This window comes from Erythrobacter aurantius (assembly GCF_023823125.1).
Classification (GTDB): domain Bacteria; phylum Pseudomonadota; class Alphaproteobacteria; order Sphingomonadales; family Sphingomonadaceae; genus Erythrobacter; species Erythrobacter aurantius.
Genome location: NZ_CP090949.1, coordinates 2248413 through 2267627, shown reverse-complemented (window position 1 = coordinate 2267627; position 19215 = coordinate 2248413). Strand labels below are relative to the sequence as shown.

The window sequence follows — 19215 nt, the reverse complement described above, 5'->3', positions numbered from 1 at the left end:
GGGACGGATAAACAGGGATCATGATACAGACACTCGCCTTCTACCTGTTCGCAGGGCTGGTCATCGCGAGCGCCGTGATGGTCATCATGTCGCGCAACCCGGTGCACAGCGTGCTGTGGTTGATCCTCGCATTTTTCAACGCTGCCGGGCTGATGGTGCTGGTGGGCGCGGAATTCATCGCGATGCTGCTGGTGATCGTTTACGTCGGCGCAGTCGCCGTGCTGTTCCTGTTCGTGGTGATGATGCTCGATATCGATTTCGCCGCCATGCGCGCTTCCTTCATCAAGAATTTCCCACTGGGGATTGCGATTGCGCTGATCCTTCTGGCTGAACTGCTGCTGGGCCACGGTGCCTATAACGCAGGCGGTCTGGCGCTGGGTACGCCCGACGCAATGGGCGCTGCGCGCACCGACGTTAGCAATATCGAGGCGATCGGCGCGCTGCTTTACGGCCCTTATATCGTGCTGTTCGAAATCGCGGGGATCATCCTGCTGGTCGCCATGATTGGCGCGATCGTCCTCACCTTCCAGCCGCCGCCACCGGGTATCCGCGCGCGTCAGGACGTGGGCAAGCAGATCAGCCGCCGCCCGGAAGAAGCAACCGTCATGAAGAACCCGCCAGTCGGGCAAGGGGTCGAACTGTGACCATCGGCATCGAACATTACCTTACCGTAGGCGCGATCCTGTTCGTGCTGGGCGTGCTGGGGATTTTCCTCAACCGCAAGAATGTGATCGTGATCCTGATGGCGGTCGAACTCATTCTGCTGTCGGTGAACATCAATCTGGTCGCCTTCAGCGCCTTTATGCAGGATCTGGTGGGTCAGGTTTTCGCAATGATGGTGCTTACCGTCGCGGCGGCAGAGGCGGCCATCGGGCTTGCCATCCTCGTCATCTATTATCGTGGCCGCGGCACCATCGCGGTCGATGATGTCAACCGGATGAAGGGATAAGCATCCGTGGACCCGATACTCATCATCGTTTTCGCGCCCTTGGTGGCGTCGATCATCGCCGGGCTGGGCAACCGTGCGCTTGGCAACACCGTTACCAAGTCGATCACGACCGGAGCGCTGTTCCTGTCTGCCGCACTTGGCTGGCCGATCTTCTGGGGTTTCCTCACGGGGACCGAGAGCGAGCGTGTTGTGCAGGTGCTGCAATGGGTGCAGTCAGGCTCGCTGACGTTCGATTGGGAATTGCGCGTTGATGCGCTTACCGCCGTGATGCTGGTGGTGATCAACACGGTTTCGGCGCTCGTGCACCTGTATTCCTGGGGGTACATGGAAGAAGACCCGGATCAGCCGCGCTTCTTCGCTTACCTGTCGCTTTTCACCTTCGCGATGCTGATGCTGGTGACGGCGGAAAACCTCGTCCAGATGTTCTTTGGCTGGGAAGGCGTGGGCCTCGCGTCTTACCTGCTGATCGGTTTCTGGTTCAAAAAGCCGAGCGCGGGTGCCGCAGCGATCAAGGCTTTCGTGGTCAACCGCGTGGGCGACCTCGGCTTCATGCTCGGTATCTTCGGCACCTATCTGGTGTTCCAGACGACTTCGATCCCGGAAATCCTTGCCGCTGCGCCGGGGATGAGCGGATCGACGATCACATTCCTCGGCATGCGCCTCTACACCATGGATATCCTGTGCATTCTGCTGTTCATCGGCGCGATGGGCAAATCGGCGCAGCTGGGCCTGCACACCTGGCTGCCTGACGCGATGGAAGGCCCGACGCCGGTGTCCGCGCTGATCCACGCGGCAACGATGGTGACGGCGGGCGTGTTCATGGTCTGCCGTCTTTCGCCCATGTTCGAAACCGCGCCGACCGCGCTGATGATTGTCACTATCGTCGGGGCATCGACCTGCTTCTTCGCCGCGACCATCGGCACGACGCAGTGGGACATCAAGCGTGTGATCGCCTATTCGACCTGCTCGCAGCTCGGCTACATGTTCTTTGCAGCCGGTGTGGGTGCCTATGGCGTTGCCATGTTCCACCTGTTCACGCACGCCTTCTTCAAGGCGCTGCTGTTCCTTGGCGCGGGTTCCGTCATTCACGCCATGCACCACGAACAGGACATGCGGTATTACGGCGGCCTGCGTAAGGAAATCCCGATCACATTCTGGGCGATGATGGCGGGTACGCTGGCTATCACCGGCGTCGGCGTTCTTTATGTCTTCGGCTTTGCCGGCTTCTACTCGAAGGACGCGATCCTCGAAGCGGCCTGGGCGCGGGGCACCGGTACGGCGCATTTCGCTTTCTGGGCTGGCGCTATCGCCGCTTTGCTCACGAGCTTTTACAGCTGGCGCCTGATGTTCCTTACCTTCTGGGGCAAGCCGCGCTGGATCGAGAGCGAACATATTCAACACAGCGTCCACAAGACGCCTGAGGAAGCGGGCGAGGACACCACCGGCGGCTATCACCCGCACGAAAGCCCGGTTTCGATGCTGATCCCGCTGGGTGTGCTGACGCTGGGCGCTGTTTTCGCCGGTTTCGTGTTCAAGGGCCCGTTCGTGGACAGCTTCCTGATGGGTAGCGACGCACAAGCCTTCTGGGGCAATTCGCTCTACTTCAACGAAAACCTCGTCCATGCGCTGCACGTCGTGCCGTACTGGGTGAAGCTGACCGCGACATTCGTGATGCTGGTGGGGCTTGCAGGGGCGATCTACGCCTACATTCTCAAGCCCGAAGTCCCGGCCAGGTTCGTTTCCAGCTTCGGTGCGCTTCACAACTTTGTGTACCGCAAATGGTATTTCGACGAGCTCTACGATCGTATTTTCGTCAAGCCTGCCTTCTGGTTCGGACGCCAGTTCTGGAAACTGGGCGACATCGGCACGATTGACCGCTTCGGCCCGAACGGGGTTGCCTGGGCAGTCGTGCGCGGTTCCGTCGCGGCCAAGACCATCCAGTCGGGCTATCTATACACCTATGCGCTGATCATGCTTCTCGGCCTGATTGCCGCTGTCACTTACGTGCTGCTCTAGGGGGCTGGCAGAGCAATGGACTTTCCCATCCTCACAACCATGATGCTGGTTCCGCTCACAGGGGCGGTGCTGTGCCTGTTCACCGGGGCAGGGGCTGCCCGCGGCATTGCGCTGGCAAGCACGCTTGCGACCTTTGCTCTCGGCGTACTGCTGTGGAGCAATTACGAAATCGGCGGCGCGCAGTGGCAGTTTACCGAGCGCTATGATCTGTTCGCGGGCTTCAATTATGCCTTGGGCATCGACGGTATCGCCCTGATGCTGATCATGCTCAGCGTGTTCCTGATGCCGATCTGCATTCTCGCCAGCTGGGACGCTATCCAGAAGCGCGTGGGCGAATACATGGCGGCCTTCCTGTTCATGGAAGTGCTGATGATCGGTACCTTTGCGGCGCAGGACATCTTCCTGTTCTACATCTTCTTCGAAGCCGGCCTGATCCCGATGTACCTCATCATCGGCGTTTGGGGCGGGGACAACCGCATCTACGCGAGCTACAAGTTCTTCCTGTACACGCTAATCGGTTCGGTGCTGATGCTGATCGCGATGTTCTGGATGGTGGCAACCGCCGGCACGTCGGACATTCCGACGCTGATGCAGTACGATTTCCCCGTCGGAGCCCAGACCTGGCTATGGCTTGCCTTCTTTGCGAGCTTCGCAGTCAAGGTGCCGATGTGGCCGTTCCACACTTGGCTGCCCGATGCGCACGTGCAGGCACCGACGGCAGGCTCGGTCATTCTGGCCGGCGTCCTGCTGAAGCTGGGCGGCTATGGCTTCATCCGTTTCAGCCTGCCGATGTTCCCCGAAGCAAGCGCCGATTTCGCATGGTTCGTCTTCATCCTGTCGATGGTCGCCGTGGTCTACACCTCGCTCGTCGCGCTGGTGCAGGCCGACATGAAGAAGCTGATTGCCTATTCCTCGGTCGCGCACATGGCGATTGTGACGGTCGGGCTGTTCGCTTTCAATGTGCAGGGCCTCGAAGGCGCGATGATTGTCATGCTGAGCCACGGCCTCGTTTCGGGCGCTTTGTTCCTCTGCGTCGGCGTGATCTACGATCGCCTGCATACCCGCGAGATCGAGCGTTACGGCGGCCTGTCGATAAACATGCCCTATTACGCGATCTTCTTCCTGCTGTTCACGATGGCCTCCATCGGCCTTCCGGGAACCAGCGGCTTCGTCGGCGAGTTCCTCTCGCTTGCCGGCATCTACCAGTCATCCAGCCTCGTGGCGCTGATTTGCACCACCGGGATCATTCTTGGCGCTGCCTACATGCTTTACCTCTATCGCCGCGTTGCCTTTGGCGACCAGAAGAACGCCGATGCCGCTGCGATGGCGGATATCACCCCGCGTGAATGGGCGATGATGGCCCCGATTGCGGCCGTGGTGCTGTGGATGGGTGTTTACCCCGAAAGCTTCCTTGCACCGATGCGCGCCGATATCGCGGTGCTCGACGCTCAGCTGGCCGCCGCTGCGCCTGCGGGTGATGCCGAGTTGGCAGCGGGTGCCCCGCGCGAAGAAATCGCCAATGCGATGGAGCATCAGGCGGAGGGAGAGCACTGATGGATTTCACGGCTTCCCTCGCGCTCATCATGCCTGAGCTTATTCTGACCGTCGCAGGCCTTGCCCTGCTGCTGGTTTGCGCTTGGGGTGGAGACAAACTGGCTCGTCCGGTTGCCATTCTTGCCGTCGCTGCGCTGTTCGGCGCAGGTTTCGTGATTATGCCCGGCGTCCATTTCGGAACCGGCCCGGTGGTCGATGCCTTTGGCGGGCTGATGAAGATGGACGGCTTTGCGCTCTTCGCGAAGGCGTTGATCTATCTCAGCGCGATTGCCTGTCTGATTGTCGCCCCGGCATTCTTCAACAGCGAGGCTGCAGGCAGCGAAAAGGGTATGCGCGCCGAATATCCGGTGCTGATCCTTTTTGCGACACTGGGCATGAGCATCATGGTTTCGGCTGCCGATTTCATGACACTTTATCTCGGGCTAGAACTGAACTCGCTGTCGGCTTACGTACTCGCCGCGATCCTGCGCAAGGATCAGCGGTCTGCCGAAGCGGGGCTCAAGTACTTCGTGCTGGGCGCGCTCGCCTCGGGCATTCTGCTCTACGGCATGAGCCTGCTCTACGGCTTTACCGGCGCGACCGACTTTGCCAGCGTGCGTAGCGCGCTTTCGGGTGAACTCAGCACCGGGCAGTTGTTCGGCCTGATCTTCGTACTCTCGGGTCTGGCTTTCAAGATCGCCGCTGTGCCGTTCCACATGTGGACGCCGGACGTTTACGAAGGCGCGCCAACCCCGGTGACTGCGTTCTTCTCGACCGCGCCCAAGGTGGCTGCCGTCGCCTTGACGGCGCGCGTCGTTTTCGAGGTCTTTGGGGGTCAGGTCGACGCATGGCAGCAGATCGTCATGTTCACCGCGCTTGCTTCGATCGTGTTCGGCGCGCTGGGCGCGATCGGGCAGGAAAACCTCAAGCGGCTGCTGGCCTACTCGTCGATCAACAACGTCGGCTTCATCCTGCTGGGTCTGGCCGTCGGTACGGCTGCGGGTGCGAGCGCGATGCTGGTTTACCTGTTCATCTATGTCGCCATGAGCCTCGGCAGCTTTGTTGCTCTGCTGATGCTGCGCAGCGAAGACGGCAATCTCTACGAAACCTTCGCCGACATTCGCGGCCTTGCCGTGACCCGTCCTGCGATTGCATGGGCGTTGCTTTTGTTGATGTTCAGCCTTGCTGGCATCCCGCCGCTGCTCGGCTTCTACAGCAAGTTCGTGGTGTTCCAGGCAACCGTCGAAGCGGGGCTGGTGGCGTTTGCCGCCATCGCCATCGCAGCCAGCGTGATTGGCGCGTTCTACTACATCAAGTTCGTCAAGGTGATGTTCTTTGACGAGCCTGCCGGTGTGGTGACGGGCAAGAGCGGTGCGGCACACTGGGTGCTGCTGGCATTGACCGCAGCCATCATTTCGCCGCTTGGCTATCTGATGACGCGCTCGCTGACGGATCTCGCTGACAAGGCGGCGTCATCTCTGTTCCTGCTGCCTTGATAGAGATCTTCGCCGAAACCGGTTCGACCAACGCAGATATCGCCGCGCGGTTGCGCGCAGCAGAAAGCATTGCCGAAGGGTACTGGCTCGTTGCGCGTCGACAGACTGCCGGGCGCGGACGCCAAGGCCGGACATGGTTTGACGGGGCAGGCAATTTCATGGGTTCGACGGCCGTCGCCATTCGCGCGGGTGATCCGCCGCCAGCCAGCCTGAGCTTCGTGGCGGCGCTGGCGGTGGCAGATGCTGCTGCGGAGGCTTTGCCCGTGCCCAGTCAGCTGAAGCTGAAATGGCCGAACGACGTCATGCTCGACGGAGGAAAGCTTTCGGGCATCCTCCTCGAAATGGTGGGGCATCACGTGGTGGTAGGGATTGGCGTTAATCTCAAACGCGCTCCGGAGCTTTCTGATCGCAAGACTTCGGCGATTTCCGAGCATGGCCCAGCGCCGGAGCTTGAATGGTTTGCCGACATACTGGCACGAAATTTCGAAAACCGGGTGCGCGATTGGCGCGAGCGAGGACTTGGTTCGATCCTTGCTGATTTCCTGGCAAGCTCGATCCATGCGCCGGGATCTCCGGTTAAGGTCCACGATACCGATGGAACCGTGCTCGAGGGCACCTTTGCCGGGCTTGAAGAAACCGATGGCGCGCTGCGCTTGCGCTTGGCGGATGGCTCGGAACGTGTCATTCGGGCGGGCGATATCTCTTGAGGAGCGAACACATGCTGCTGGCCGCAGATGTCGGAAACACCAATGTCGTCTTTGCCCTGTTCGAACCGGATGGGGAGGGCGGATACACGACGCGTGCGCGCTGGCGCATCGCCACCGATCCGCGCCGCACCGGCGATGAATACGCCGTCTGGCTGCTGCAACTTCTCAATATCGAAGGCGTCGCGCGCGAGGAAATCACGCAGATCATCTTCGCATCTGTTGTCCCCCGTGCCGATCACAATCTGACGGTTCTCAGCCAGAAGTATTTCGGCATCACTCCGCTTAGGGCGGGTCACGGTGAAGCAGCATGGCGCTTTACAATCGACGTTGATCAGCCGAGTTCGCTTGGGGCTGACAGGGCTCTCAATATTCTCGCCGCGCATCACAAATATGGCGGCGATCTGATCGTGATCGATTTTGGCACCGCCACCAAGTTCGAAGCAATCGACTTTAACGGCACTTACAAGGGCGGTTCGATTGCTCCGGGGATCAACCTTTCGCTTGATGCATTGGTGGGCAAGACGGCCAAGCTTCCGCGCATCGCGATCCGTGCGCCGGAAAGCACCAGCGTTATCGGGCGCAACACCGAAGACCAGATGCTGATCGGCGTATTCTGGGGCTATGTCGCGATGATGGAAGGGATCGTCGCGCGGATGAAGGCTGAAATAGGTCGTCCGGCGAAAGTTGTCGCAACGGGTGGTCTCGCCATCCTTTTCGACGATGCCACCGATATCTTCGATGTCGTTGACGCCGATCTGACCATCGAAGGGCTGGCGATCCTTGCCCAGCAGGCGGCAGGCTGAACGGGCCCGTTTCCAGACCACAAGAGATTGCGTGAAAAAGAATTACACTCCTGAAGACGAGTTGCTGTTCCTTGCCTTGGGCGGGTCCGGCGAAATCGGCATGAACGTCAACCTGTACGGTTGCGACGGGAAATGGCTGATGGTTGACCTCGGCATGACATTTTCAGGCGGGGAATATCCCGGCGTCGATCTGGTGTTTGCCGATCTCGAATTCATTGAAGAGCGCACGCGGGATTTGCTCGGGATCGTGCTAACGCACGCGCATGAAGATCACATCGGTGCCGTCCCCTATTTTGCCGGGGAGCTTGGGGTCCCGCTCTATGCAACGCCGTTCACGGCCGATCTGGTCGCGCGCAAGCTGGAAGAGGCCGGCCTGCTCGGGCAGGTGGAACTGAACATTATCGAGGATGATCACGGCCAGATCGACATCGGCCCGTTCAGCGTGACCTATCTGCCGCTGGCGCACTCTATCGCCGAAGGCAACGCGCTGCTTATCGACACGCCGTATGGGCGGGTATTCCACACCGGCGACTGGAAGCTGGACGAAGACCCGATCATCGGCGAGCCCACCACGGAAGAGGAACTGCGCGCCATTGGTGATGATGGCGTGCTGGCGCTGGTGTGTGACAGCACCAATGTCTTCAATCCCAATCCGTCGGGTTCCGAAGGTGCGGTTCACAAGGGATTGATGGAGGAGATCAGCCGGCATGCCGGCAAACGGGTGTTGGTGACGACTTTCGCCAGCAATGTCGCACGGCTCCAGACCCTTGGCGAGGTTGCACGGGAAACCGGGCGGCAGATTTGCGTTGCCGGACGCTCGCTCGATCGCATTATCGAGGTCGCGCAGGACAATGGCTATCTCGAAGACTTCCCTACACCCGTCGATTTCGACACTGCGATGCGGCTGCCTCGCGGTGAAGTCCTGATCCTTGCGACAGGCGGGCAGGGTGAACCTCGTGCGGCGCTGGCGCGGATAGCGGAAGAGAACCATCCGCTTGAACTCGTCAGTGGGGACGTCGTGCTGTTTTCCTCGCGCCAGATCCCTGGAAACGAGATAGCGATTGGCAAGATGCAGAACCAGCTCGCCCGTCGCGGGATCGAAATGGTGACTGATCGCCAGAGCCTGATTCATGTCTCCGGCCATCCCGGTCGGCCAGAGCTTGAAGCGCTATACAGCTGGCTGCGGCCGGACATTCTGGTGCCTGTCCATGGCGAGATGCGTCATATGGCGGAGCAGGCACGGCTTGGTAAATCCTGCGGCATTCCCGCCAATGTCGTGCAGGCAAATGGCGATATTGTCAGGCTTGCACCGGGTGAGCCGGGCAAGATTGCCGAGGTCCTCAGCGGACGCCTCGTTCTCGACGGCGACATCATTGCGCCTGCGGACGGGGAAGCTGTCACCATGCGCCGTCGGATCGCTCAGGAGGGCATCGTCCTTGTCGTGCTCGCCCGCGCAGAGGCTCCGGTGATCGAGGCCATCGGCCTGCCATTGGATGAGGACATGGCAGACTTCGTCGCGGAAACGCGCGATGACATATTGAAGGCCATTGGAAAGCTGCGGGGCCGCGATGCGAAGGACCCGGCATCTGTCCATGAGGCCGCTCGACTCGCAGCACGAAGGGCTGCGCGGCGCTGGTCAGGCAAAAACCCGCAAGTCAGGGTCATAATGCCCGGCTTGACCAACCGGAGCGACGATTGATGAAAGTCACCTCGATTCTGGCGATCTATTTCCTGTTCTGGGTCATGTCGGCATTCATCATGCTGCCATTTGGCGTGCGCACGGCCGATGAAGCCGGGGTGGCGAAGGTGCCCGGTCAGGCGGACAGCGCACCGGTCAATTTCCGTCCGGGCAAGATCGTGATCCGCGCGACCATCGTCGCCAGCCTGCTGACCGCGCTTTTCGTGGCGAATTTCGAATTCGGGTGGGTCACTGCGGAGGACATCAATGTCTTCCCAAAACCGCCGTCCCCGCTGGCGCCGCGTTGATCCCGCTTACTGCCGGAATCGTTCGATCGCCTGGGCCAGCACGACGTAAAGTTTGCCCATGTCCGAACCGAGTATGGTCACGCCCAGAGCATTGCCGTCCCGTGTCGACAGCATGGCGCGCAGCATGGCTTCGAAATCGTGGATGTAGCGGCTGACATTGGCTTTGAAGGTTTCGTCGCTCTGATACAGATCGGCGATCTCTCGCGCTTCGGTGTTATCCAGGAGTCGCACCGCGCGCCGGGTGAAAATGCCGCGATCACCTTTGAGGTAGGCATCCCAGGATGTATCTGTAACCTCGGTTGAAAGCGCGCTGGCGATGTCGATGGCGTTTGAATTCAGGCTGTCGGTAATCAGCGCCATCCGCCGGGCGAAATCATTGCTGACCTGCTCTTCTGCCAGTTCGCGCGCCCGTGCAATGCGTCGTTCGAGATTGACGGTCAGTTCGTTGACCTTGGCAAGCTGGTCTCGCAACTGCGCGGTTGCATCGCGGCCAGCGTCCGATGCCTTCGCCGCCGCGGTATCCAGTCGGTCAATCGCCTCCGAGGTATCATTGCGCAAAGAGTCTTCGAGCGTGCTCACCGCCTCCTTCGAGAGATCGGTTGCGATTGCCCCGATCCGCTCGCGAGCACCGCTTTCGAGAGTCGCGAAGGCATTTTGAGTTGCTGTCTCCAACTGCTCCAGCGCGCTCCGCAGGTTGCCTTGCGTGTCTTCGGCAAAGGCCTCGCTTTGCTTGGCGAGCCGGCTGAAGCTGCCCCGCAACCCTTGTAGTTTGGCCAACGCCTCTTCGGTTTGGCTTTCCAGCTTGGAATGCAGCGCCTCGATCGAATTGTCGGCGGTTTCGATCCGGTTCTGCGTCTCGATCAGATATTCGCCAAGACCTTCTGCCTGCTTGTTCGCGGTGAACATTGCCCCTGAAAGCTGCGCAGCGCGCTGTTCGACTGAGAGGAGTGCGTCCGATGCAGTCGTGATCGATTTCGGCAAGTCTTCTCGGCTGAACTTGGCGCCCGACTGGATGATCTCGAGCAAGCGAATGCCCGATTCGGTCAGGTCGCTGATCTGCTTTTCCGTCTCCGCCAGTTCCTTGCGCTTTTGGGCCAGATGTTCGCCAAGTGCCCCAAGGCCTGTTTCGAGAGTGCCTTGAGCCTTTTCGCTTTGCGCGGAAATGTCCGCAATCAACGAAGACAACTGGTCAAGCTGGGCGGAAATTGTCTTGCCGTGTTCAACCAGCTTTTCGGTTTCTCGCGTTTGCGCTTCACGCCGTTCGGCCAACGCATCATCGAGGTCGGCAAGCCTTTGCGCCAAAACTTCGCTTGCCTGGGCTTCACGCGTGGAGAATTCTTCCTGCCGCCGGTTGATTTCCTCGATGAATTTGCGGTCGCGCACTTCCAGCTTTTCGTCAAAACGCGCCGCTTCCTCGTGCAGTTCTTTGATCCGCTTCTGCGAGGTGGCGATGGCGTGAGCGTCAAGACGATCGAGCGATTTGACAGTGCTGGTCACGTCAGCTTCGAAGCGTTCGCGCGACAGGCGGAGTTGTTCCATCGCTCCCGCTTCGGCTTCGCGCAGCTTGCCGCCGATCGCCTTGGCCTCGGTCTGGAGCATCGCCATCCGTTCGCCCAAAGCGGCCAGAGCCTTGGATTCGGCGTCGTCGACAGCGCTACGGTATTGATCGGCCTTCTGCTCAACTTGATCGAGGCGCGTGGCAATCACATCGCCGACGCGGGCAAGCTGCGATTCAAACCCGCTGAGGATTTCGCCTACCCGTTTGTCGAGCATTGAAACCTGATTTTCGCTCGCCTTGCCGAACTGGTTGAGGCGCTCAAAGCCGCTCACCAGCTTTTCGAGCTGTTCATGCGCTGTGCGACCAGCGTTACCCACCTGATTGGAAACATCGCGGGCAGAGGTCGCAATCACCGGCAGATCGTCGCGCAGGTGCTTCATGTTTTCGAGAGCGGTTGTACTGGCCGAGCCGATGGCTTCGACTTGCGCTCCATTGTTCTGGATGAGAGCCTGTAGCTCCGTCGCATGGCTGGACAGACGCTCACTCGCTATCCGCCCGAGCGATTCCAGTTCGCGCGACTGAGCGCCCAGAAATTCGCGCGCAAGGCTCAATTCCCGGTTCACCACGGTCAGCCGGGATTCCAATTCTCGGCTTTCGTGCGAAAGCAGGGATGCAGTCTGAGCGAAGCGTTTTGCTTCCGCACGCGAATGCCGCATGGTGAGCAGCCATCCGACGCATACCAGCAACACCGGTACAGACCAATCGATGATCCAGCGCACCCATTCGCTTGGTGCGGCATTGGCTGCATTGATCAGCGAAGCGCGCATGGCGTAGATGTAAAGGGCGCTCCAACCAAGGATCAGTGCCACCGCAATTGTCGGGGCGACAAAGCCAAACCTGTCGGAAGCAGGGGCGTATTCGTCCTCCGGCGTGTATTCGGTAAGGTCGAGTTCCTCTTCGAATTCCACGGCTGCGCTCAAGTCGTCGACGGCATCGGGCTGATCGCTCCCGGCCTTTGCAGCGGTTTCCCCTTGCGCATCCTGCGCGGCGCCTTGGCCCACGGCCCTGATATGGTGTCCACCCGACATGGAGCATAGATACCACAGCCCCGCTCCGGATAAACCCTGCTTTAACCTTGCGTGGTGTATCGCGCCTTCATGGCTTTTGAGAATGGTGCCCTTGACGCGACTTTGGCCGCAGCAGCGGGGAATGATCCCGCGCTTGTGACAGAGCTTCGTGGCGCCTTCATCGAAAGCGCATCACGGCAGCTGGATCTGCTCAAACGCTCGCGTTGCGACGGCAACTGGAACGTGGCGGCTATGCGCCTCAAAGGGTTGGCAGCCAGCTTTCATGCCGAAGACTTGTTGATCGCAGCCGAAGTGGCGCTTGAGTCAGCTCCGGGCGAACCCGCCGCAATCCGCGGGATCGAGACAGTGCTGGCACGCTTTTCGGGCAACGTTCCGCACCGCTTTTAGACCTTATAGTCGATAATCAAGGGATTTGCCTTGCGGAGCGCTTGAAGAAGCGGACGCTCCGGCCTTAGCTATCATTTGCGCAAGAAAGGCGCAGTTGATTGCGACGGATTTTCGACATTTGCTAACCGCGCTTATTTCATCTCTCCGCTCGACCGAGACGGGCGATTTGCGCGCAAGCCTGTCGCTTGCCGGTCGATCAGTGCTTTCCTGGCAGGTTGACACGGCCCTTTCACTTGGTTGTGAACGGATCATCTGCCTGTGCGAGGGACCTGCCGAACACATTCTCGCGGCTCAACGAGAAGTTGAACGAGCAGGCCAAGAATTCCATGCCATACGCAGCAACATCCAGATCGCGGCTTTGGTCAGGGCCGACGATGAGATTGTATTGCTTTCCGACGGACTTCTGATTTCGAAACAGGCCGCTGGAGAATTCGTGCTGGAATCGGGCAAGCGTCAACGCGGAATTGCGACCCTGCCAGCGAACCATGCACTTGCAGAACGTCACCCGGAAGACTTCGAGAGGATCGATCGTGACCGGCACTGGGCAGGTCTGGCGCTAATCCGCGCGCGGCAGGTGAAGGAACTGGCTGAATTGCCTCCTGATGGCGACGCGATTTCGCTGTTGCTTCGCCTGGCCTTGCAAGCGCAGGAGCCGTGCCGTCCGGTCAAGGAAAGCTGGCTGCAAGGCGATGATTGGCTGCTTGCCGTCGATGCCGCTGATCTTGCAAACGCAGAACGGACACTGGTTGGTGGGAGTCTTCCGGCACTTTCGCCATTTGCGCCAACTGGTGCGCTTGCGATCTTCGCCGCAAGAGCAATCCCGCCGGGAAATATCGGTTTGTCCGGCAAACTTGCCGGGGCAGCGGCAATGGTCTTGTGGTTGGGCGCAATGGCCCTTGCGCTGGCTGGCTGGCCTACGAGCGCGCTCGCATGCGGCGCAGTCGCTGTCCTTGCTGCAGACGTTTTTGTCATGATGCACCATCTGCATTCGCGATTGGCTTCGGTTGAGCCTGCCCGGATGTGGCTCTCGGCGGTGTTCGGGGTGGTGTTTGCAGGAACGACCGGGTTGCTGATGCTCGCACCCGGCATCGGATCGGTTGCCGCCAGTCAATTGGGCTTGCCGGTTATTGCCTTGGGCCTCGCCATTGTTTGTTCGCGGGCTGGCAAATTGCGCCACGCCGCCGTCTGGAATGACAGGGCGCTGCATCTGGCGTTCTTTGCCGTCGCCGCCGGACTGGGGCTCCTGAACGAAGCATTGGTTGCTTTTTCCCTTGCGGCGACGCTGCAATTGCTGCTGCAGCGTGGCGATTAATGGGCTAACCCGGGCTTAACCATGGCTCGGATAAAGGGTATTCCATGGCCGACTTGGCATTGGACCGTACCGAAACTACCTCGGTGGAAGCCATCCTGCGGGATGAGCTGACGCGCGCAAACCGCGCGCTGTCCGGTGTTGCCCCGGTTATTTCGCACCTGCTTGAAAGTTCTGGGCAAACGCTCGTCAGCGATGCGACCATGGCGCGACTGCGCGGGATGCTGCACGATCTTTCACGGCAATTGTCAGAAGCCGTTCTGGGTGTGCAGGCGGCGCACGAAATCGATCCGTTTGTGATTGATGATCTGGCCGATGCCCTCGCATTGAATGCCGAGTTGCTCCATCATCTTTATGCTCTGGCGATCGAAGGCCAACTGACCGAACGACTGGGGCAGCAAAGTTCCATCGACCCTGTCCTTTCGCCGCTGGTTCAAGAGCTCGTCGCATCCGATCAACCCGATGTTGCCGAGCTGGCCATGGCTGCGCTTGCGGCCCAATCGCGCTTTATCCAGCATCAGCGGCGCATGAGCTTGCCTATCGGGGAATTGCCGGCAGAACTGTTTTTGTCCGCGCTTCAGGCAATGCGCAAATCCGCGCTTTTCGATGATGACGAGGCCAAGCGCGCGGCAAAGGCACTCAAGAAGGCCTTTGACGAAGCGAACGGCAGGTTGGCTCTTCATGCCCGGCTTGTGACATCCATGCGCTCAGGCGCAATTGCCGCGCTAAACCTCGAACATTCCGGCTTTTGCCTGTTTGCGACGGCCCTTGCCAGCTTGACCGGCCAATCTCGCGAGATTGCCGTTGTTGCATGCCACGAGCGTCAGGCAGCCCGTTTGGCGCTTAGCTTGAGAGCGGGAGGGCTGGCTGCTGAAAGTCTGGAGCGCCAGTTCGGCATACTTCAACCCGGTTATCTGCTGCCGGAGGGTGTCAGCACCCTTCCGCAAGAGCGTGCCACAGCACTTCTGGCCAATTGCGCGATGGCCGGTTTCGGTGCGGATCACGGAGGGCGGGGGGCGTGAACCGTCAGCAAACCCTGCTGGCCGCACAGGGCATTACCGATGACAATGATCGGTTGTTGAGTGCCGACGGTCCGCTTGCTCAGTTGCAGGAAAGCTGCGGCGGGATCATTCCTGGCGTGCTGGCAATTCCGGAGTTGCTGGCTCTGGTGCGGCAGGCCCGCCACAGCGGCCTTCGGATCGCACGGGAATTCAGCGCTTTTGACGGCGAAGACATGGTCAGCGGATTTGCCCGAATTCACCCGCTTGAAGACGAGGCAGGTGGGGGTTGCGAGGTGCTGGTTGAGAACTGGCATCGCGCGCTCAAACCCCCGGCCAGTTCGCATGAGCAGTCCGAATGGCAGGATGCCGTCGACCGCGCGACTTGCGAGGTTTCCGCAAGGCTCGACGCGGCGCAGCGGGTGCAGATCCTTTCGAGCGCGGCGGCCGATGCGTCAGAGCTGCAGGAACTGTTCGACGCCTCTCCGGGCAAGGTCTGGAGCGAATATGTGGAATTGCAGGATCTGGCGCATAAGCAGCCTCTCCACTGGCGTTTGCTTGACGGCTGCAAGTGCATGATCCCCGGTTCGCACCGCCACTGGCGGGCGCGGCTGATCCCTATCGGAGTTGCAGGGGCAAACCCGCGCGGCTTTGAACTGCTGCTTGTCGCTGATGAGCCTCTGGTCGCGGGTGTTGCTCCGCCGGTCGAGGTGGAGGAAGCGGCGCATTCCCGTCTGATCGGCAGTGCACTCACTCCGGTTCTGCGCCAACCCATTGCCCGGATCATTGCAAACGCAGAAACGATCCGCACGCGTCTGGCAGGGCCGATCAAGGCCGAATACAGCGACTATGCCGGCAGCATCGCCGCAGCGGGACAGCATCTTTCGAGCATGCTCGACGATCTGGCCGATCTTGAAGTGGTTGAGGCCCCCGGCTTCAAGACCGCCAGGGATCATGTCGATCTGGCGGACGCTGCGCGTCGTGCGGCGGGTATTCTGGGCGTGCGTGCACAGAACCGCGGGATTTCCATCACTCTGCCCAATCCGGACAAGCCCGTTATTGCGGACGGCGAATTCCGGCGTGTCCTCCAGATCCTGATCAACCTGATCGGCAATGCGATTGCCTATTCGCCAGAGAACAGCACAGTCACGGTCGTGATCGACGAAAACCTTGGGGATTTGGCCTCGATCAGCGTCCGAGACGAAGGTCACGGCGTTGATGCAGATCAGGCGAAACGCATTTTTGAGAAATTCGAACGGCTTGGCCGCGATAGCGACGGCGGCAATGACAGTGGTTCGGGCCTCGGCCTCTACATCTCGCGCAAGCTTGCACTGGCGATGGGCGGGGACCTTGAAGTCGTGGCGGCCAGTGACAAGGGCGAGGGGGCTGAATTCCGCCTGACGCTGGCCCGGATTAACGATTGATCCGCGTCGACACCAGCATCAGTACCAGTCCGATTGCAGCCGTGACCGCGCCGTAAAGCGTCCAGCTCCGGTCTGCCAGCATGAAGCTGCCGGCGGGCCAGTTCAGTATTCCGGCACCCTGCAACGCCCAGATTGCCCCCAAAATGAAAAGCGCGACCCCAAAGCCGCCTAGCAACAGCTTCAGGATCGCGCTCATTCGGTGAATGCCCGATCAGCGATTGGCGATCGGAACGTAATCGCGTTCAGTGGGGCCGGTGTAGAGCTGACGCGGACGTCCGATTTTCTGGCCGGGATCGCTGATCATCTCGTTCCACTGTGCCACCCAGCCAACGGTGCGGGCCAGAGCGAACAGCGCGGTAAACATGGTGGTGGGGAAACCGATCGCCGAAAGGATGATGCCCGAATAGAAATCGACGTTCGGGAACAGCTTCTTCTCGATGAAGTAGGGATCGTTCAGTGCGATCTCTTCCAGCTGAAGCGCGGTTTCGAACAGCGGATCGTTGACCTTCAGCGCATCGAAAACCTCGCGCACGGTCTTCTGCATCACGGTCGCACGCGGATCGTAGTTCTTGTAGACGCGGTGACCGAAGCCCATCAGGCGGAACGGATCGTTCTTGTCCTTAGCACGCTCGATATAGTGCGGAATCTTGTCGGGCGTGCCGATTTCCTTGAGCATGTTGAGCGCAGCTTCGTTCGCACCGCCATGCGCCGGACCCCAGAGACAGGCGATCCCAGCTGCGATGCAGGCAAACGGATTGGCGCCCGAAGAACCGGCAAGACGCACGGTCGAAGTCGAGGCATTCTGTTCGTGGTCTGCGTGGAGGATGAAGATCCGGTCCATTGCGCGTTCCACTGCCGGAATGACTTCGTATTCTTCAGCCGGAACGCCAAAGGTCATGCGAAGGAAGTTGCCGGTGTAGGACAGGCGGTTGTCCGGATACATGAACGGCTGCCCGACCGAATATTTGTACGCCATTGCCGCAATCGTGGGCATCTTGGCGATCAGGCGGTGTGAGCTGATCTTGCGGTGTTCCGGATCGGAAATGTCGGTGCTGTCGTGATAGAACGCTGACAGCGCGCCGACGACGCCGCACATGATTGCCATCGGGTGCGCGTCGCGGCGGAAACCGCGATACAGCACCGAAAGTTGTTCGTGCAGCATGGTGTGCCGGGTGATGGTGTAGGTGAAGTCGTCGAGCTCTTCCTGGCTCGGCAGTTCGCCATTCAGAAGCAGGTAGGACACTTCCATGAAGCTGGAATGCTCTGCCAGCTGGCCGATCGGATAACCGCGGTGCAGCAGAACGCCTTCGTCGCCGTCGATATAGGTCAGCGCGCTTTCGCAGCTTGCCGTCGACGTAAAGCCGGGATCGAAGGTGAAAGCGCCGGTCTGCCCGTAAAGCTTGCGAATATCGACCACATCCGGGCCGGTGCTTCCTGAGAGAACGGGAAACTCGTAGGATTCGCCGTTCAGTTCGAGTTTCGCCTGCTTGTCTGCCAAGGTCTGTCTCCTGCCCAATTGTTGATCTGGCTTGGCCGCTTACGCCGCTTGTGCGTCGAGCCGCGCCAGGGATTCTTCCCGTCCCAGAAGGACCAGAACATCGAAAATTCCTGGGGACGTTGTCGTCCCGGTAAGCGCCGCACGCATCGGCTGCGCCAGCTTGCCAAGGCCCAACCCCAGTTCCTCCGCAAGCGCCTTCGTAGTGGCTTCGAGTGCCTCGCTTGTCCAGTCATTTTCCTGCGAAAACCGGTCCGACAATAGTCGCAGATTCGAGCGACTGTCCGGATCGAGCAGCTGAGCTGCCTTTTCGGTCATTTCAAGGGGTCGCTGCGCGAACAAAAACCCTGCGCCATCAGCAAGTTCGTTCAAATTCTTTGCGCGCGGTTTCAACACAGGAATAGCCTGCGTCAGCAATTCGATATCGACATTGCCGCCAATCCGGGGAGCAACCAGCATTGCAAGTTTCGCATCATCGCTTTCGCGAATGTAATGTCCGTTCAGATTTTCGAGCTTTTTCAGGTCGAAACGCGACGGGCTCTTGCCCACGCCGCCCAGGTCGAACAGCTCGATTGCTTCAGTGCGGGTAATCTCTTCGCGATCACCATGGCCCCAGCCAAGGCGCAGCAGGTAATTGAACAGTGCCTCTGAAAGGATGCCCATTTCATCACGATAGGCCTCTACGCCCAGCGCGCCGTGGCGCTTGGACAGCTTTGCACCGTCCGAACCGTGGATCAGCGGGATATGCGCATAGACCGGATCGTTCCATCCGCCTTCGATCTGGTCCATCGCGTGGTAGATCGGCAATTGGCGGAAGGCGTTGTTAAGGTGATCGTCTCCGCGAATGACGTGGGTTACGCCCATGTCGTGATCGTCGACAACCGCTGCGAGCATATAGGTCGGCGTACCGTCAGCGCGCAGGATGATGTAATCATCCAGTTCCATGTTCTTGACAGAAACGCGGCCCTGGACCTTGTCGTCGATCGTCGTTTCGCCATCCACCGGCGTCTTGAGCCGAACGGTAAAGGGGGCGCCTTCCGGAGCCTGCGAAGGATCGCGATCACGCCAGCGTCCGTCATATCGCATCGGCTGTTTGTTTGCGCGCTGTTCGGCGCGCATGGCCTCAAGCTCTTCAGGCGTGGCGAAGCATTTGTAGGCATGGCCTGCCTCGAGCAGCTTGTGCGCGACTTCGGCATGACGTTCGGCGCGCTGCGACTGGAACACCGGAGCTTCGTCATAATCCAGACCCATCCAGTCGAGCCCGTCGATAATCGCGTCGATCGCTTCCTGAGTGGAACGCTTGCGATCCGTATCCTCGATGCGCAAAAGCGCCTTGCCGCCATGATGCCGTGCAAACAGCCAGTTGAACAGGGCTGTACGCGCCCCGCCGATATGAAGGAAGCCGGTGGGCGAGGGGGCAAAGCGGGTGACCACCTGACCGGTGCCGGGACTTTGTGCCGCTGGACTTGCCATAAGCGCTTATTTCCTATTCACTTGCTGCATCCGAAAAGGCCGAACCCAAGGGG

Annotated in this window: 17 protein-coding genes; 13 read left to right on the top strand and 4 right to left on the bottom strand. The window is 59.9% G+C overall.

Annotated elements, in window-relative coordinates; all coding sequences use genetic code 11:
- Positions 1-20: 20 nt before the first annotated feature.
- The 9 genes from L1K66_RS10830 to L1K66_RS10790 are packed head-to-tail and all read left to right on the top strand — an operon-like array spanning position 21 to position 9490.
- Complete coding sequence (locus tag L1K66_RS10830; RefSeq protein ID WP_252257896.1) at positions 21-644, top strand: NADH-quinone oxidoreductase subunit J; 624 nt, start codon at positions 21-23, stop codon at positions 642-644.
- A complete protein-coding gene (gene nuoK, locus L1K66_RS10825) occupies positions 641-949 on the top strand; it encodes an NADH-quinone oxidoreductase subunit NuoK (protein ID WP_034954143.1) in 309 nt (102 codons plus the stop codon). Before L1K66_RS10830 ends, nuoK begins: the two co-directional genes overlap by 4 nt.
- Before the next feature lie 6 nt (positions 950-955).
- Positions 956-2965: an NADH-quinone oxidoreductase subunit L gene (gene nuoL, locus L1K66_RS10820; protein WP_252257895.1), complete on the top strand. Its 2010-nt coding sequence runs from the start codon at positions 956-958 to the stop codon at positions 2963-2965.
- 15 nt (positions 2966-2980) lie between these two features.
- Complete coding sequence (locus L1K66_RS10815) at positions 2981-4519, top strand: NADH-quinone oxidoreductase subunit M (RefSeq protein WP_252257894.1); 1539 nt, start codon at positions 2981-2983, stop codon at positions 4517-4519.
- Complete coding sequence (gene nuoN, locus L1K66_RS10810; protein WP_252257893.1) at positions 4519-5994, top strand: NADH-quinone oxidoreductase subunit NuoN; 1476 nt, start codon at positions 4519-4521, stop codon at positions 5992-5994. Before L1K66_RS10815 ends, nuoN begins: the two co-directional genes overlap by 1 nt.
- Complete coding sequence (locus L1K66_RS10805) at positions 5991-6701, top strand: biotin--[acetyl-CoA-carboxylase] ligase (protein WP_252257892.1); 711 nt, start codon at positions 5991-5993, stop codon at positions 6699-6701. Before nuoN ends, L1K66_RS10805 begins: the two co-directional genes overlap by 4 nt.
- A gap of 11 nt (positions 6702-6712) precedes the next feature.
- Complete coding sequence (locus L1K66_RS10800) at positions 6713-7504, top strand: type III pantothenate kinase (RefSeq protein WP_252257891.1); 792 nt, start codon at positions 6713-6715, stop codon at positions 7502-7504.
- 31 nt (positions 7505-7535) lie between these two features.
- Positions 7536-9203 (top strand): ribonuclease J, encoded by a 1668-nt coding sequence (locus L1K66_RS10795; RefSeq protein WP_252257890.1) that lies wholly within the window; start codon positions 7536-7538, stop codon positions 9201-9203.
- Positions 9203-9490: a DUF1467 family protein gene (locus L1K66_RS10790; RefSeq protein WP_252257889.1), complete on the top strand. Its 288-nt coding sequence runs from the start codon at positions 9203-9205 to the stop codon at positions 9488-9490. Before L1K66_RS10795 ends, L1K66_RS10790 begins: the two co-directional genes overlap by 1 nt.
- Positions 9491-9496: 6 nt before the next feature.
- Here L1K66_RS10790 and L1K66_RS10785 read toward each other — a convergent pair whose 3' ends face one another.
- Positions 9497-12076, bottom strand: coding sequence for an ATPase (locus L1K66_RS10785; RefSeq protein WP_252257888.1), 2580 nt, complete (start codon positions 12074-12076; stop codon positions 9497-9499).
- Positions 12077-12145: 69 nt separating this feature from the next.
- On the opposite strand from L1K66_RS10785, the gene L1K66_RS10780 reads away from it, so the two are divergent.
- The 4 genes from L1K66_RS10780 to L1K66_RS10765 all read left to right on the top strand — a co-directional run bounded on the left by L1K66_RS10780 (position 12146) and on the right by L1K66_RS10765 (position 16194).
- Entirely contained in the window at positions 12146-12463 is a 318-nt protein-coding gene (locus L1K66_RS10780) for an Hpt domain-containing protein (protein ID WP_034954813.1), read from the top strand.
- A gap of 118 nt (positions 12464-12581) precedes the next feature.
- Positions 12582-13775, top strand: a complete 1194-nt coding sequence (locus tag L1K66_RS10775) for a hypothetical protein (RefSeq protein WP_252257887.1) — start codon at positions 12582-12584, stop codon at positions 13773-13775.
- Positions 13776-13819: 44 nt separating this feature from the next.
- Positions 13820-14794 (top strand): hypothetical protein, encoded by a 975-nt coding sequence (locus L1K66_RS10770; protein WP_252257886.1) that lies wholly within the window; start codon positions 13820-13822, stop codon positions 14792-14794.
- Complete coding sequence (locus tag L1K66_RS10765) at positions 14791-16194, top strand: sensor histidine kinase (RefSeq protein WP_252257885.1); 1404 nt, start codon at positions 14791-14793, stop codon at positions 16192-16194. The genes L1K66_RS10770 and L1K66_RS10765 overlap by 4 nt, the downstream gene beginning before the upstream one ends.
- Here L1K66_RS10765 and L1K66_RS10760 read toward each other — a convergent pair.
- The 3 genes from L1K66_RS10760 to gltX are packed head-to-tail and all read right to left on the bottom strand — an operon-like array spanning position 16184 to position 19162.
- A complete protein-coding gene (locus tag L1K66_RS10760; RefSeq protein ID WP_252257884.1) occupies positions 16184-16390 on the bottom strand; it encodes a hypothetical protein in 207 nt (68 codons plus the stop codon). The two genes, L1K66_RS10765 and L1K66_RS10760, sit on opposite strands and share 11 nt — an antisense overlap.
- A gap of 15 nt (positions 16391-16405) precedes the next feature.
- The gene (locus L1K66_RS10755) at positions 16406-17692 is read right to left on the bottom strand and encodes a citrate synthase (protein WP_034954129.1); all 1287 of its coding nucleotides are present in this window, start codon (positions 17690-17692) and stop codon (positions 16406-16408) included.
- A gap of 39 nt (positions 17693-17731) precedes the next feature.
- Entirely contained in the window at positions 17732-19162 is a 1431-nt protein-coding gene (gltX, locus tag L1K66_RS10750) for a glutamate--tRNA ligase (RefSeq protein WP_252257883.1), read from the bottom strand.
- Between the last annotated feature and the right edge of the window lie 53 nt (positions 19163-19215).